At 53.4% G+C, this 15410-nt stretch carries 17 protein-coding genes; 5 read left to right on the plus strand and 12 right to left on the minus strand.

What is annotated here, in order from left to right; genetic code table 11:
• Nucleotides 1–85 precede the first annotated feature (85 nt).
• Nucleotides 86–1216 (minus strand): glycosyltransferase family 4 protein, encoded by a 1131-nt coding sequence (locus ACFQI7_RS21640; protein ID WP_218101107.1) that lies wholly within the window; start codon nt 1214–1216, stop codon nt 86–88.
• A 226-nt stretch (nt 1217–1442) separates the two neighbouring features.
• On the opposite strand from ACFQI7_RS21640, the gene ACFQI7_RS21645 reads away from it, so the two are divergent.
• Nucleotides 1443–2585, plus strand: coding sequence for a GGDEF domain-containing protein (locus ACFQI7_RS21645; RefSeq protein WP_218101106.1), 1143 nt, complete (start codon nt 1443–1445; stop codon nt 2583–2585).
• On the opposite strand, the gene pyrH is transcribed toward ACFQI7_RS21645, so the two are convergent.
• Both pyrH and ACFQI7_RS21655 read right to left on the minus strand, forming a co-directional pair.
• Nucleotides 2582–3322 (minus strand): UMP kinase, encoded by a 741-nt coding sequence (gene pyrH, locus ACFQI7_RS21650; RefSeq protein WP_218101105.1) that lies wholly within the window; start codon nt 3320–3322, stop codon nt 2582–2584. The two genes, ACFQI7_RS21645 and pyrH, sit on opposite strands and share 4 nt — an antisense overlap.
• 210 nt (nt 3323–3532) lie before the next feature.
• Nucleotides 3533–3739: a helix-turn-helix domain-containing protein gene (locus ACFQI7_RS21655; protein ID WP_218101104.1), complete on the minus strand. Its 207-nt coding sequence runs from the start codon at nt 3737–3739 to the stop codon at nt 3533–3535.
• Between the two features lie 204 nt (nt 3740–3943).
• On the opposite strand from ACFQI7_RS21655, the gene ACFQI7_RS21660 reads away from it, so the two are divergent.
• A complete protein-coding gene (locus tag ACFQI7_RS21660; protein ID WP_218101103.1) occupies nt 3944–4363 on the plus strand; it encodes a helix-turn-helix domain-containing protein in 420 nt (139 codons plus the stop codon).
• Nucleotides 4364–4446: 83 nt separating this feature from the next.
• Here the strand turns inward: ACFQI7_RS21660 and queC are convergent, their stop codons facing one another.
• The 3 genes from queC to queD are packed head-to-tail and all read right to left on the minus strand — an operon-like array spanning nt 4447 to nt 6346.
• Entirely contained in the window at nt 4447–5133 is a 687-nt protein-coding gene (queC, locus tag ACFQI7_RS21665; RefSeq protein WP_218101155.1) for a 7-cyano-7-deazaguanine synthase QueC, read from the minus strand.
• Between the two features lie 38 nt (nt 5134–5171).
• Nucleotides 5172–5873, minus strand: coding sequence for a 7-carboxy-7-deazaguanine synthase QueE (locus ACFQI7_RS21670; RefSeq protein ID WP_218101102.1), 702 nt, complete (start codon nt 5871–5873; stop codon nt 5172–5174).
• Complete coding sequence (gene queD / locus ACFQI7_RS21675) at nt 5870–6346, minus strand: 6-carboxytetrahydropterin synthase QueD (protein WP_218101101.1); 477 nt, start codon at nt 6344–6346, stop codon at nt 5870–5872. The genes ACFQI7_RS21670 and queD overlap by 4 nt, the downstream gene beginning before the upstream one ends.
• 143 nt (nt 6347–6489) lie before the next feature.
• On the opposite strand from queD, the gene ACFQI7_RS21680 reads away from it, so the two are divergent.
• On the plus strand, nt 6490–7902 hold the full coding sequence (locus ACFQI7_RS21680) for an RsmF rRNA methyltransferase first C-terminal domain-containing protein (RefSeq protein ID WP_218101100.1): 1413 nt from the start codon (nt 6490–6492) through the stop codon (nt 7900–7902).
• A gap of 62 nt (nt 7903–7964) precedes the next feature.
• On the opposite strand, the gene ACFQI7_RS21685 is transcribed toward ACFQI7_RS21680, so the two are convergent.
• Nucleotides 7965–9014: a hypothetical protein gene (locus tag ACFQI7_RS21685; RefSeq protein WP_218101099.1), complete on the minus strand. Its 1050-nt coding sequence runs from the start codon at nt 9012–9014 to the stop codon at nt 7965–7967.
• 195 nt (nt 9015–9209) lie between these two features.
• Between ACFQI7_RS21685 and ACFQI7_RS21690 the strand changes: the two genes are divergently transcribed.
• Nucleotides 9210–9302 (plus strand): YjcZ family sporulation protein, encoded by a 93-nt coding sequence (locus tag ACFQI7_RS21690; protein WP_230415309.1) that lies wholly within the window; start codon nt 9210–9212, stop codon nt 9300–9302.
• 101 nt (nt 9303–9403) lie between these two features.
• Here the strand turns inward: ACFQI7_RS21690 and ACFQI7_RS21695 are convergent, their stop codons facing one another.
• Genes ACFQI7_RS21695 through ACFQI7_RS21705 form a run of 3 tightly spaced genes read right to left on the minus strand, consistent with a single transcriptional unit; the run spans nt 9404 to nt 13284 of the window.
• The gene (locus ACFQI7_RS21695; protein WP_218101098.1) at nt 9404–10159 is read right to left on the minus strand and encodes a pseudouridine synthase; all 756 of its coding nucleotides are present in this window, start codon (nt 10157–10159) and stop codon (nt 9404–9406) included.
• Between the two features lie 2 nt (nt 10160–10161).
• Nucleotides 10162–11655 (minus strand): RsmB/NOP family class I SAM-dependent RNA methyltransferase, encoded by a 1494-nt coding sequence (locus tag ACFQI7_RS21700; RefSeq protein WP_377517585.1) that lies wholly within the window; start codon nt 11653–11655, stop codon nt 10162–10164.
• On the minus strand, nt 11656–13284 hold the full coding sequence (locus ACFQI7_RS21705) for a hypothetical protein (protein WP_218101097.1): 1629 nt from the start codon (nt 13282–13284) through the stop codon (nt 11656–11658).
• Between the two features lie 199 nt (nt 13285–13483).
• Between ACFQI7_RS21705 and ACFQI7_RS21710 the strand changes: the two genes are divergently transcribed.
• Nucleotides 13484–13966: a thioredoxin family protein gene (locus tag ACFQI7_RS21710; RefSeq protein ID WP_218101096.1), complete on the plus strand. Its 483-nt coding sequence runs from the start codon at nt 13484–13486 to the stop codon at nt 13964–13966.
• A gap of 106 nt (nt 13967–14072) precedes the next feature.
• Here ACFQI7_RS21710 and ACFQI7_RS21715 read toward each other — a convergent pair whose 3' ends face one another.
• Entirely contained in the window at nt 14073–14501 is a 429-nt protein-coding gene (locus tag ACFQI7_RS21715) for a DUF309 domain-containing protein (protein WP_218101095.1), read from the minus strand.
• A 30-nt stretch (nt 14502–14531) separates the two neighbouring features.
• On the minus strand, nt 14532–15338 hold the full coding sequence (locus ACFQI7_RS21720; RefSeq protein WP_218101094.1) for a GTP pyrophosphokinase: 807 nt from the start codon (nt 15336–15338) through the stop codon (nt 14532–14534).
• Between the last annotated feature and the right edge of the window lie 72 nt (nt 15339–15410).

The raw sequence follows: 15410 nt of genomic DNA on the forward strand, positions 1-15410 counted from the left end.
CCTTAGCATAAGAAAAGCGGAGATCCGCACCCTTCCCATTTGGGAGCATACGGATATTCCGCCCTTGTTTCATTGCCGCTGTATGTCAAGATTCTTTCCTATACGTGCGGTACACGCTGCGCAGCTGCCGGACGACCCGCGACATCGAATACGTATTGAGCGCCTTGTCTAGCGCGACTCGTGCGAGCTGGTAACGGTACATCGGATCGCTGGTCATCTTCTCCAAAGCGACAGCCAGCGCCTGCACGTCATCTACCGGTACGAGTAAACCGTTGACCCCATGCTCGATTTGCTCCGCGATGCCGCCTACATCCGTTCCGACGACCGCCAGTCCGCATAGCGCCGCTTCCGCGAATACCGATCCGAACGCTTCCGCCCGCGAAGGCAGCACGAACACGTCGAAGAACGGCATGAAATCTTCCGGATGCAGCATGTAACCGTAAAAAATCGTATCGTCATATATGCCTATCTCCTGAGCCAATGCTTCCAGTTCGGGGCGGATCGGGCCGTCGCCGATCAGGTGAAGCACGAAGGGGTGACCTTTACGCTTCAGCTCCGCGCATGCGTACAGCAGCGTATCCAGCCCTTTCGCGGGCACAAGGCGGCAGACGGTGATGAGCTGCGGCACCTGATTTTCATGATGAACCGGCCGGAACCGCTTCTCGTCGAACCCGTTCGGAATGACGCCGATCCGCTCCGGCTCCTGCACGAATTCGGACAAATATTGTTTGAACGAGTTCGAGACGGTAATGAGCTGATCCGCCTGTTCTTCCAGCTCCCTGTATATCGAGGTCAGGAACGCGTACTCCGGACCGTTCTTATCGATTTTGCCGTTCAGCATAAGCTCGCGCTCATAGCTGGAATGCACGGTCATCAGCACCGGCGTGTCCGGAAACAGCCGCTTCATGACCAGGCAAGCGATCGGATGATGCGCATGAATAATGTCATAAGAGGATTTGATGCGCATCTTCGTCCACCAGATGTAATCCTTGATCGTTTGAATATATTTATCGACTACCGGGTTGCCCGCATATGCCTTCCAATCGAAGGTAACGAAACGAACTTCCTCCGCCCCTTTGCCGCGCACCCTTTTGGGCAGCGAGAACAATTCCGTTTCCCAGCCTCTCTTGTTGAACCGGTCGAGCATAAAAGGCACCATGGATGATACGCCTCCCGGCTGTTCCGGGGGAAAAAACAACGCTTGAAGTATACGCATGATATCCTCCTTCAGTCCGATCCTCTCAAACGCTGTCGCATAAATATTTTACAACTAAAAAATGATGGCTCCATTATATCGTAACAGGTAAAAAACGCGGCGACAAGACTTCCCGAAACGAATGTATGTTTGGTATAATATGCATATTGCGCCCTTTGACGACCGCGAATCGCTACGTGCCTGTTTCGCGGAAGAAGCGGCCTGATCGGGAGGATCCCTTGTTTTCATGAACAATGCCACGTTTACAGAGCTGCTGTTCGGACCGGCCGGTTCGTTATTTATGTATTCCATGCTGATCGTGATCATTGCGATGACGCTGCTCGTCTCGCTGCGTCTGCTCATCACCCGGCGAAAAGTCGGGTATTTTTCCATGGTTATCGCGCTTGTCATTTTGATCGTCCAATACGGCCAGTTGGTTGCCCGCGCGGTCACGCAAAGCCAAAGCGAAACCGGGATGTTCCTGGCGCTGCTTCTCAAGCTGCTCGCCTTTGTGCTGCTCAACATCGGGATATATCAGCTGTACAATGCAACGCGCAAACGCGACTTGCTCGTGTTCGTACTGTTCATTGCGGGTACCGTCGCCATATCCGTTACGTATTGGAGCATTCCGGTCTGGCTGCAGGAAAACATGGAGCAGACGGCGCTGCTGCAGCCGCTTTTCATGGAGCTTTATTTGTTCCTGCTTCTTTTTCTCAGTTTTTTGCTCGTTGGCCCCCGGATCGGTCAGAACGGCAAGTACCAGATCATGCTGACGGTTTATTTTGCGGCGCATACGCTGCATATGGCTAATGTATATTTATTCGACGACAAGCAGCCTTATCTTAAGCTATGCGAGCAAATCATTCCATTTTTATTCCATGTCGTACTCTTTTTGTTCATTTTCGAACGCGTCATCGAGATTATGCAGGCGATTTACAATTCTTCCATAACGGACGGGCTCACGAAACTGTATAACCGTAAATATTTTCTTGGCCGGGTCGCGCAGTATGTGGAGGGCCGCGTGCCCGTGTCCGTCATCTTCAGCGACATCGACAATTTCAAGAAACTGAACGATACGAAAGGGCATCAAACGGGCGATGCGATGCTGAAACAGGTAGCGCAGATCATGATGGAAGAAACCGCCGATACCGGTCTATGCGGCAGGTACGGCGGCGAGGAAATGGTCGTGTTGGTGACGGACCCGGAGACCGACCCCGCTGAACTGGCGGAGCGGATTCGCTCCAGGGTGGAGACCGAGTCCATTGTAACGATCAGCATGGGCTACAGCCGTTCCAAGAAAGGAATAACCGCCGACGAGCTGATCAAGCAAGCGGACGAAGCGATGTATGAAGCGAAGACAAGCGGAAAAAACAAGGTGGTCGGGTTTTAATTCCCGTAAGCGACAGGCGCGCCGCGATAAATGCTCGTCCCCACATGCTTGCCTTCGCAGACGGCTTTCATCGATCCGGCCTGATCGAAGTTGAACACATGGATAGGGAGCGAGTAGTCTCGGGCCAGTATAAAAGCGGATTGATCCATCACCTTCAAGTTTTTGGCGAGCACCTCGTCGTACGGGAGCGATGTATATTTCCGTGCCGAACGGACGATTCGCGGATCGCCGTCATATACACCGTCCACGCCTTGCTTGGCCACCAGGATCGCCCCGCTGTTCACTTCCAGCGCCCGCTGCACGGAAGGGTAGTCTGTTGTAACGTACGGCTGCCCGTTTCCGCCCGCGAAGATGACAATATATCCTTTTTCAAGATGATGCACAGCCCGGAGACGAATATATGGCTCCGCCACGGCGTTGATCGGCATGGCGGACATGACGCGCACCTCCTTATCCGTCTTTGATTTCAGCACGCCCCGCAGCATCAGGCTGTTGATGACGGTGGCAAGCGTTCCGATATTGTCCGCTTCCGCACGCTCGATCCCCCACGCCTCTCCCATATGCCCGCGAAAAATATTGCCGCCGCCGATCACGATCGATACTTCGACCCCCATGTTCACAACCGATAAAATTTCACCTGCGATGTGCTCGAGCCGGTCGGGCGCAAAACCGAACTCCTCGTCGCCTGCCACGGCGCCGCCGCTGAGCTTTACCAATACGCGTTTATAATGAACCATCCATAACTGCCTCCTTCATGTGGGGTGAAAAGTGTACACAAAAAAAACTAAAGCGTCGAACGCCTTAGTTTCGAAATACGAAAGAGGATAGATTGCATATGAACGACCCGATCCGTCCGCAAAACCATCACCCTTCCTTGTTTTGAACGATTTTCCTTTATCCAGAATACCGGATGAGATGCAATATTTCAACACCGAATCCGCTTCCCGCTACTCGATCGTAAACAGATTATCGATCGGCTGTTCCAGCAGCTCGCTTATTTTTTTGGCCGTCGCCGGTCCGACCGGCTTCACCGCGCGCTCAAGCAGACTGATATAGGCGAAGCTTAGTCCCGAGAGCTTGGCTAAATCCCGCTGCGTCAAGCCTTTCACAATTCTCGCTCGTACGATGGCATTCGTTCTTGCTCTGATCTTCACAGGACGACCTCCAATATTTGTATCTTCCCCCTTAATTATACCATGTTATTTCGCACTAGCAATCTATAAAATTTACTTTAGTTTATATGAAAACTACTAATCAAAGCGATTTCGAGGATGATACAAAATATATTTGTGCTGGCCTCTGCTTACTGTTATTATAATAACGTTAACTTTCCATTTACTAGAATTGAAGGTGTCGCAATGGATTTCTATGAGCAATTGAAAGATATGCGCAAAATGAAAGGGTTTACAATCCGGGAGCTGGCTGACCGATCCGGTGTGTCCGCAGCATATATTTCGCAGCTCGAGAACGGAAACCGCGGAATTCCGTCCCCGGATGTGCTGATGAAGCTGTCGGAAGGGCTGAACATGCCTTATACGGAGTTGATGCAGATTGCCGGCTATTTGGAGAAATCGCCGCAAGCCCGGGAAGAAGGCGCTTATCGCAAGCCGCGCATCAATTTGCGGCGGTTTTTGCGGGAAAACGACCTGACGTTCGATGGCATCGAGCTGACGGAGAACGATAAAGAATGGATCGAACGGATGCTGACGGTGTTGTTCTGGAAAGAAAAGAAGCAGAAGGAGCCGACCGGAGATCAGTCGTTCACATACGAGAAATAAGTAATGATTTTAACAATAAAAAGTCCGGCCCTTCCAGTCGCTTGCCGCATTGGAAGAGTCGGACTTTTGTTCATTAAGCTAAGCTATACGCGGTAAGGAATGGGGTCCTTCGAACCGTTCTCTTCAAAACCTTTCAACCGCAGGCGGCAGCTATCGCATACGCCGCATGCTTTTTCCTGCCCGTTGTAACATGAGGTCGTCAAATGATACGGAACCTCAAGCCGGTTTCCTTCACGGATAATTTCCGCCTTGGTCCAATGGATGAGCGGCGTCTCAATGCGGATTGGGCCGCCTTCCACGCCGACGCGGGTAGCCAGCGCCATCACTTCCTCCACTTTACGGATAAATTCCGGCCGGCAGTCCGGATAACCGCTGTAGTCGAGCGCATTGACGCCGATATAAATCGCTTCCGCTCCGATCACTTCGGCATAGGATGTCGCGATGGACAAGAAGAGCAAGTTTCGGCCGGGAACATACGTTATCGGAATATCCGAGTCGACCGGTCCCATGTGGCCTGCTTCCGGCACATCGATCGATTCGTCGGTCAACGCGCTGCCGCCGAACTCTTTCAAGAAGCCAAGCGATATGACTTTGTGCCGACCAGCCGTATGATAATATGCCGCCACTTGGCGCGCATTTTCGATTTCTCTTTTTTGACGCTGTCCGTAATCGAATGTGATCGGGTATATATCGTACCCTTGATCGCGCGCGATCCCCATGCATGTCGTACTGTCCAGACCGCCGCTAAGAATGACGACCGCTTTTTTCATACTCATTTCCATTGCACCTTCTTTTCTATTTCTCCGTTTTACACACCCCGCGCCGCAGGGTCCCAAATGATTTTGTGCAGCTGCATGTTCAGCTTCACGCGAGATAACCCATGCTCCAGCATCAAGGACACGAGGCGAACCGGCGGCATCGTTTCCCAGACCGGACTGAACAAAGGAAGCGCAGCCGTCGGATACGCCGCCAGCACTTCCTTGGCTGCCATGAAATCGCGCTCGCTGCCGATCACGAATTTCAGCTCATCCTGGGGCCGCAGCTTCGCCAAGTTGGCTGTAATCATCTTATCCGTCTCTCCCGAGTCGGGGAGTTTGTAGTCCATAATATAGCGCACTTCCGGTGCAGTGATTCGATCCAGGAACATGCCGAGATCAATCGCGCCATTCGTTTCGATGTGCAAATCGGTAAACCGGCCCGTTGCGACCAGCGCTTCGATGAGCGCTGCGGACTTGTCGCCGTACAGCAGCGGTTCTCCTCCGGTCAAACATACGTGGGTGGACCGATAGCTCGTCGCTTGCTCTACAATTTGTCCGATCGTAAGCACATGCTCCGCTTCCGCGGGCGGATAGCTGTATTTCGTATCGCACCAGGTGCAGCGCAGGTTACAGCCGAAGAGACGAACGAACACTGTCGGAAACCCCGCCCGCGTTCCTTCGCCTTCGACCGTTTCGAATATTTCGACCATGGGAAGCTTCACGTCGTACACCGCAGATTCCGGCTGCCTCATTGGCGATCATCTCCCATCATTTGCGCCGTCACCGCTGCATAGCTCGTCGGTGTCTCCCATAAACGAACTTCTTCCACGCGCACGCTCGGAAACCATCCTTCTTCCCGAAGTGCCGCATACAGCTGCTCGTACATCCAGACGACCATGTTTTCCGCCGTCGTGTTCATGAGGGGCAATGCCTCGTTCAAGTACCGGTGGTCCAGCCGGTCGATAATCCGTTCTTTGGCGATCCTTTTGATATCGGCAAAATCGATGGCAATGCCCCGGCGATCCACCTTGCCGCGCATGATCACCTGCAGCTTGTATGTGTGGCCGTGAAGGCTTTTGCATTTCCCGTCATAGCAGTGCAGGTGGTGAGCGCTGTCGAACGTGAATTCTTTGGAAACGAGCACTTCTTTATCATGATATTTGAGCTCGCTTTCTTGTATATCTTGACCTAAGGTTTGTATTTTTCTAGGAATTTCGTATTCCATCGCTGTTCACCTCTCTACCAAAAAACACACACCATTATATCATGAGGGATTCGCTTCCTACAATATGGTGAAACTTGTATAATGAAACGAGAATCTGCTCGCAGAAACGTATGTATACGGAAAAAGGAGTTTTGACAACCGAGATGATTGAATTACCGGAAGCCTATATAATACAAATGAAGGAACAGCTAGGCAACGATGCCGAAGCGGACGCCTTCTTTCATAGCTACACGATGCCCCGAACGCAAGGGCTGCGCGTGAACCCTTCCAAAGTGAACGTTGCCGATGATGCGGCAATGAACCTGCTGCGCGGTTTATTTTCGTTGGAGCAAGTACCGTGGTGCGGAACAGGGTTTTATTACGAGGAAGAGACCAGACCCGGCAGACATCCTTATCACGCCGCCGGGCTTTATTATATTCAAGAACCTTCGGCCATGTCCGCTGTGGAGCTGCTCGATCCGCAGCCCGGGGACATCGTGCTGGATCTCGCGGCGGCGCCTGGGGGCAAGTCGACGCAAATCGCCGGTAAGCTGGGCGGGGAAGGCTTGCTTATTTCCAATGAAATTCACGGGGTGCGCGCCAAAGCGTTGTCCGAAAACATCGAGCGCATGGGCGTCCGCAATGCCGTCGTCGTAAGCGCCTCGCCGCAGCAGCTGGCCGCGCGGTTTCCCCGGTTCTTCGATAAAATGATGGTCGATGCGCCGTGCTCCGGAGAAGGAATGTTCCGCAAAGACCCGGATGCGGTTGCGGAGTGGTCACCGGCGCATGTCGAAATGTGCGCGGCGCGGCAGCTTGATATATTGGAATCGGCTATCGCGATGCTGAAGCCGGGCGGCCGAATCGCTTATTCGACCTGTACGTTTAACGAGCTTGAGAATGAACGGACGGTTGAACAACTTACCCGGCGGTTTCCAGAGCTGACGCTCGAACGCACGGAACGCATTTGGCCTCACCGTCAGCGCGGCGAGGGGCATTTCGTCGCCGTGCTCCGGTTAAGCGCCGATGCGGCTCAGGAGGCGGAGCCGGCATACCGGCAAGGGCAAGAAAGAACGGAAGCCGTACGCCGTTCCAAAGGAAAGCGCGGCACACGGCGGCCGGAGGAGGAGGCAATGGAGCAGTTTCGCCGCTGGGCCGCGGATTCGCTGAACGGGGAACGCTTCCCTCTGCCTCCGGGTGAAACCGTATTATTCGGAGAACAGCTCTACTGGCTGCCTTCCGCGGACAATTGCCCGTTCGACAGCACCTGGCTGCCGGGACTCAAAATATTGCGTCCCGGGCTGCATTTGGCCGAAATCCGTAAAGGACGCGTCGAGCCTTCTCATGCCCTGGCACTTGCTATACCTCGCGGCGATCAGGCTGGTGCGGCCCGCCAAACGATCAACTTCAAAGCCGACGACGAACAAGTTCTGCGTTATTTGAAGGGTGAGACGCTGCCGGCTGCATTGCCGTATCAGGGCTGGGTCGTTGTCGCTGTCGATGATTATCCGTTAGGCTGGGGTAAGCAATCGGACGGTCAGGTGAAAAATCATTACCCGAAAGGACTCAGGAAATCGTGAAACGTACAAAACCGTCCGGCGATAAAAATCCGCCCGGACGGTTTACTGTCATGCACTGCTTTTTAATGCACCTGTTCCGTTTCGAGCCGTACTTCCTCGATCAGCCGGTTTTTGTGCATCATGCTTAAATTGATCGTATCGAAATCTTTTTCTTTATCCAGCTCCTGCATCAGCATCATCGCGATCAATTCGCGGTCATCGCTGCTGCCGGCCTCGCGAAAATCGATAAATCCGGTCAGCTGCCGCTGGCTTATATCGATGGTCGCCGTACCGATCGGCAGTCCGCCGTAGGTCGATTGATAAAGCTCATAGGTCAACACATCTCCGTCGTCCCGCGCAAGCAGCACGGAATAGTCGTCCTTATCGCTGCGCTTGTACCAGACATGCTCGCTCTCCGCTTCCGCTTCCGCTTCGTCCAGTATGTCCTCGTGGGTCAACTCGATCGTTTCTATCACTTCATGATTAAACTTCATATCGATCACAAAGCTGTCCACTTGGTCGTCGTCAAAATCAAGGACAAGCAAATCGGCCACTATGTCCAGTTCTTCTTCCGTCGGCTCCATCAGCCAATTCACCGTTCCGCTCACTTCGCGGTCTTCGATCTGAAGGAATGCCTCGGCCACCCAATCTTCATCTTTGTCGTATACATGATATTCAATCGCATCATCCGCTTCTCCCACAACGACCAGTTCGAAGTCGGCCATCGTGTAATCTCCCCGTTCCAATGGACCGTCGTCTTCAAGCCGGGTATCCGTATCGACCCAATCCGAATCGAAATCAAAGTCTTCATCGGTATCGGTTATTTGCGGATACGCTTCGTCCACACTTTCCGTCGCGATGATATGGTCGTAGCTGCCATATGTAGCCATCACTTCGCAGCTCTTCGCCTGAACCGCTCCGGCCAAAGCCTGTACATAGGCGTGCACGCTTTCGAAAACCGCTTCCTTTTCCGATTCCGAAAGAACCTCTTGCTCCAACTGAAGCGCTCCCGCTATGCGATCGTTTTCCCGGTATACCAGCGATAATGTGCCTACAGAACGATGATTGAATAAAATATCGTTGACTTCGCCGCCGGCCGTTTTCAAGTCCGGCCTAAGCATCACATTAGCCATTCGGTTCCCTCCAAGTTAGGCGATAATGGAAGACAAGTTAGTTTTCGGCCGCCCTTGTATATGATGTCCAGTCGAGCCCAATATTTATTCGCCGGGACATTCGACCAGATCCGACTCGGGCGTTCGGCCATAACCTAAAGTAAACTGATGACCTGGGTTCTCATGGGTCACAACATCGAAAGGAATGATTTCTCCATGTCTCATGTTCACGGCTTTTTCACGTCGACAGGTACGATTCTTGTATTGTTTATTTTGCTGGTGATCATCCTACGTGCAGGTATTTATTAATTCCCCGCCGCTATCCTTCAGTCTCCCTATAACACGAAAAGGGTTGGGACCTAAGTCCGAACCCTTCTTTGGCAATCGTACAAGACGGCTACGCAACCAGTTTATCCTTCAAGCGTCTCATGCGCTTTGACGAGCCGTTCCAGCTCGTACGCCGTCAGCTCGCGGCTTTGTCCGGTGGGTAGAGCAGGGTCTAGAACAAGCGGGCCCATGGAGAGGCGCTTCAGGAAAACGACTTTTTTGCCGACGGCTTGAAACATTCTTTTTACTTGATGGAACTTCCCTTCCATAATCGTCAGCTCGATGACGGACCTCTCTCCCCTGTCCGGGCTTCCCTTTTGCAATATGTTAAGCTTGGCCGGCATCGTCACATAGCCGTCGTCGAGCGTCACACCTTGCGCGAACGCTTCCGCATCATCCGGACCGACGGCGCCGTCCACTTCGGCGTAATACGTTTTGGGTACGTGCTTCCGGGGAGACAGCAGGTTGTGCGCAAGTTTCCCGTCGTTGGTCAGCAGCAGCAGCCCCTCCGTATCTTTGTCCAGCCTCCCGACAGGAAACACTTCGAAGTGCGCGTATTCTTCGTCCAGCAGGTCAAGCACCGTTCGGTCTCTTGTATCTTCCGTGGCCGAAACAACGCCCTGCGGTTTGTTGAGCATCAAATATACGAACTGGCGGTACGCAACCGGCTCTCCCTCGACAGCAATGCGGTCGCGATCCGGCTGCACCTGCATGCCGCTGTCTTTGGCCGGCTTGTCGTTGACGGTTACAGCGCCGCGTTTCACGAGCTGCTTGATTTCGCTACGCGTGCCGAATCCGGTATGCGCGAGCAGCTTGTCCAGACGCATCGTTGCTTTCATCTTTATGTCCACCTCCAGCCGGGGGGATATTCGTTCTTGAGCAGGCCGTCCAGCCATTTGCCCCAGCCGACGGGATAACCGTCGACACAGACGAGGCAGTAGCCTTTCGGTTCCACGCTGTCATGCGCGGCGTGCAGGTCTCCCGGGGCGAGCTCCAGCGTCTCGCCCTTGAGATAGCGTACGGCCCGCGGATCTTGAGCCGTCAGCATAATGCGGCGTAGCGCATCCTCCGCGCGCAGCCCCATTGCCAGCGCGTGCGAAGGCACGAAGCGCTGCTTGACCGCGCCGCCGAGATACCATCCGGGTCGGATGACCCGGATGCCGTCCAGCGGCGGCAGCCCTTCCGGCGCGGCATATACATGCTCGCCGCGCAGTTCCAGGGCCGCGGGCAGCGCCGCGGCCAAATGCTCGCGCGCGAAGCGGGCCAGCGCCTCGCGCGGGTCGGCTGCCGCCGCGGCCGCACGGCCTGCGCGAGCGGAGCCGCCGCCGCCGCGCTGTGCACGCGCGGGCGACGCCTCGCGCGGCGGCGCTGTCGCAGCCCGCGGCGCATCGGCCTCGCCGCGGTGGCGCAGCACGGCCGCGTAGTGGCCCTCGCCCCGCAGGCGGTGGGGCCACAAGCGCGCCGTGCCGGCCACTTCGCCGGCTCGGGCGTAACGGCCCGAGGCCAGCCAGTCCGGCCGTCCGGGGGCAAAGCCTGCGTGCCCGGCGATCGCGGGCACCACCTCGAACGCCGGATGCTCGTCGAGAAATTCGGCGATGATCGCTTCGTTCTCCTCCGGCGAGAACGTGCAGGTCGAATAGACGAGCCGTCCGCCCATCCGCAGCATTTGCGCCGCTTGACGCAGCAGCGTCCGCTGCATGCCCGCGTACTTATCCACCCACCCAGGCTGCCAAGCTTTGGCCATATCTTCTTCCTTGCGGAACATCCCTTCTCCCGAACACGGCGCGTCGACGAGAATTTTATCGAAATAGCCGGCAAACGGACGAACCATTCGTTCCGGGTCCTCATTGAGTACGACCGCATTGGTCACCCCGCTGAGCTCGATATTTTTAACGAGCGCCTTGACCCGGTCCGGGTGCACGTCGTTGGCTACGATCAATCCCGTTCCTTGCAGCTTCGCCGCGAGCTGCGTCGTTTTGCCGCCCGGTGCGGCGCAAAGATCAAGCACATAGTCTCCGGGCTCTATGCCGAGCAGCTCTGCCGGCGCCATGGCGCTCGGCTCTTGAATATAATACAAACCGGCATGGTAATGGGGGTGTTTGCCGGGACGAGCCGTCTCATTATAATAAAAGCCCGTTTCCGTCCATGGCACCGGGTCAAGCTTGAGCTCCGTTAATTCCAGCAGGCGGGGAACGGCAGCCTTGAGCGTATTCACCCGCAGCCCGTACAGTCTGTCTTCCTCGTAAGACGCCAAGAAGGCCGAATACTCGGCCCCAAGCATTGCTTTCATTCGCTCTAAAAACGCATCAGGCGCAACCGGCCCTGTCATCAACATTCAACTCGTTTCCGTAGGTATCTGGAAGAAATAAATTTTGTCGCCCTCCGGCTGCGTATGATATCTGGATAACCAGTGCCCGCTCAGCCAAACAAAATCGCGATTATCCCAATTGTACTTCTTATAATTGTTCACTGCAACGATCAGGTCCGGCCGGGTAAAAGAACTGACGAATATACGCTTGCTCGTTTCATCCGCGAACATGATCGCATCTTCTTCGGGAAGCAGCACCGCTTCTTTCGTCCTCCACCGGGAGGTATAGTACGTACGTTCGAGCGTGTTCACAAACACTTGCTCGGCAGCCGTGTCGTTGTTCACATCAGTGAAGACGCTGCCGAACAACATATCTTTCCGTTCCCAGCTGTCGGGTACGTCGATTTTTTGCAGCACCGTCATCGTTCCCGTCGCCAGGTCGCCGGTAAGCCAGCCTGTCGTTTTTTTATAAGGCATTCCTTTGCTGTTCGTTTCCACCGTGAATCGGTGAAGCAGTACGATCTTCTTGTCTTCGCTGTAGCATCCCCCGTATTCCAAACGCTCCTGCGATTCCTTCGGCAAACTGAAACGTTGGATCGGCACGCCCTTCAAATCCGTCATTTGCACACCGTAAGAATAGAGCATCGCTTTTTTATCGTTCAGACTAAAGTTCCTCACCTCGCGGTCGTACGTGAAGTTGTAATACAGCAGCTTGCGGCTCGCGTCCATACCAGCCTCCAGCAGCCCCGTTTCCGATGCAAAAGGAAGCTTCGCCTCCGACGAATTCAGATCGATCCACCGGACATCGTTCCGGAATAAACCGGCTTCATACAATGCAACCCCTGCCTCCCGGGACACGAACAGCTTGTCCCTGACTCCAAGCTCCGCCGGCGGCGCAATCACTTTCGCGGCGCCCGTATTCATATCATAGCTGACAATGCCTTTACGGCTGTCTTTCACGAGCAGCCGCCGACCGTCCGGCGATACGGCCGACTCCGCAATGGTTATCGACGAAAGTGCGCCGTCTCCGTCCTTGAAGCGATACAGATCGAGCACCGGCGTAACCGTCCGCTTCGCAACCGAAAACCGGTTCACGCGGAGCACCCGTTCACTGCCTTCGTTTTTCAGCGTAATGTATAGAAATTCATCGTTATTGACAAACCCGAGCAGTTTCGTAACCTGCGCGACTTCTTCGGGGGAACTGCCGTATGAATATCCGATCGGATCGCTCTGCATCGTTTGCATTTTCGGATCGATCGTCACCGCGTCCGTTTGATTCCATACCCCGCCGTCCTGCTCTTCCGTTCGCATAACAAAATAAACGATTTTATTGTGATCCGGCACGCCGTACTGCTCAACAACATGTGCCTTGTCTTTTAAGGTGAAAAGCGTCCCTTTCGTAATTTTCGATTTGGATGCCGCCAGCGCAGGAAACTCATATACCGGCGCCGTGGCGTTCTCAACCTTAAATGCATCGATGACATGATAGCTTTGAGCACCCGTTAATATGGTGACCATGTCCGCGGCGTTCTCAGGCCGCATGGCGGACCCTGTCGTCGTGGAGGAACCGCTGATCAAGTACAAGCCGAGAAACAGCAAGAGCGACAAACTGAAGCCGAACAAGTACCATAGATACACCGATATGTTTCTGATCATGGATCCCCCTGCGCCTCCCTAGTCGTTTATATCCATGATTGCGGCTCATGTTCGCAAATCTGTTTAATTTTAATTCCACAAGGCAGTCGAAATTCCTTCCTGTTTGGTGTATGATCAGGTTAGGAACATTTGTTTAGTAACGTATGTTTTTCAGGTAAACGTATTGTTTTTTACATTTCCAAAAGAAAGTAGGAGCAAGATGAAGAAACTGGCTATTTATTTATCGATCATTGTTGTACTCTTTGGCGCAATGTATATTGTCAACCAACAATCCACCGAGGCGAAGCTGGGCAAATATGCCAACAATGTATATGGAATTGCGCCGGATAAGCTCCATCCGGAGACAATCAAGCAGCTCGACGATCCGAATTACCAGAACATTATTTTACCCGACGCCCTGGACAAAAAGATTGCGGCAAAAGAAAGCTTTTTCCTGTATTACTTTGCCTCCACCTGTGTCCATTGCAAAGCAACCACTCCGGTTCTCGTACCGGTTGCCAAATCCTTGAATGCGGACATCAAGCAGTTTAATCTGGAAGAATTCAAAAACGGCTGGGACAGATACAAAATTCAAGCAACGCCGACCCTGATTTATTATAAAGAAGGCAAGGAAGTCGAACGCATCGAAGGCGAGCAAACGGCCGACACGTTCAAAAATTTCATTTCCAAGCACAAGTCATAAAGCGCTATTCGTCCAATGCAAAAAGTACTGGAATCTTAATGATCCAGTACTTTTTGCATTTATATCATGTGCCGTTTCGATCAGTGATTCTTCATTAGCTTAACGGTTAATGGTCCTGTCCCGTCTCGTACTCACCCGGCGGATGCAATCGAAGCGCCTCCACGCCTTCTTCGAGCATCGGATCGACAATGCGAATGTCCAAGTCGTAAAAAGCGAACGGTTCTTGCTGCAAACGATGCAGCTTTTGCAAATAAAGACGGCTTTGCTCCCGGAGCGACTCGAGATCGATCCCAAGCGTCTCCGCGGGATGACCCTCCAGCTTCTCCAGCGCCGCCGTGAACAGCTTGATCGAGCCGCTCACATTGCCGTTCTGATGATGATACAGTCCGACGGCCACCTGCAGCAGCCCTTGATACAGCGGGTCGCGGCCTTCTTCCAGCCACAGCTCCTCCAGTACCTCATGGCATTCAAAATAATCCCGGGCGATATTAAAGTAATATATAAATTGAACATACAATCGGTCATACGTCTGCATGTCGCCGAATCTCCCTCGTTCGCATGAGCGTCATTTGGAGGCGTTGCCCTTTTTCGCGCGGACGATCGCTTCCTCTACCTGGCCGAGCAGCTCCTTCAGCAGCCATACGTCATCGGTATCCCACAGCTCGTTAAACCGCATTTGGAACTGCGCCGCCTCTCTCACGCGATGGAAAAAGTACAGCTCATGGATGCCATTCAATACTTTGGATATAATGTTCGACTTATCCTCGAACAGCTTTTGCGCTTCCATAATTTCCTCGCGGATGCTGCTCATCTCCTGATCGAGCAGGAACGCCGCCTCGGCCGCTTTACTCAGCCGGTTCACCACTTCCTGCGGCAAGCTTTCGCGGTATTTATAGTTCAGCGAATGCTCGATCGTCGCCCAGAAATTCATCGCCAGCGTACGCAACTGGATTTCCGCAAGCACTCGCTTCATTCCGAGCGCGGTTTGAACCGGGTATTCTACAATAATATGATAGCTTCGGTAACCGCTTGGCTTTTTATTTTTAATGTAATCTTTTACATAGAGGAGCGTCATATCTTCGCGCTGCCGGATCAACTCCGCCAGCCGGTCGATGTCTTCAACGAATTGGCACATAATTCGAATGCCGGCGATATCTTCGATACCGGTTTCCAGCTGCTCCATCGGCACATTGAGCCGCTTCGCTTTTTCCAGAATGCTGGATACCTTTTTCACGCGGCCGGTAACAAATTCGATGGGTGAATATTCTTCCCGGCTTTTCAGCTCGGTACGGAGCGTCTTAAATTTCACTTTCAGTTCTTCAATCGCTTGCTCATAGGGCAAAAGAAATTTTTTCCAGTCCCAGCCTTCCATTGTTGTCAACCTCCTACGTTGCAACTTCCTCTAATAATCTTTTAGAGGGAAGTTGTCAACAATTGCAACTTC

This window comes from Paenibacillus allorhizosphaerae, assembly GCF_042659105.1.
Taxonomy (GTDB): Bacteria; Bacillota; Bacilli; order Paenibacillales; family NBRC-103111; genus Paenibacillus_G; species Paenibacillus_G allorhizosphaerae.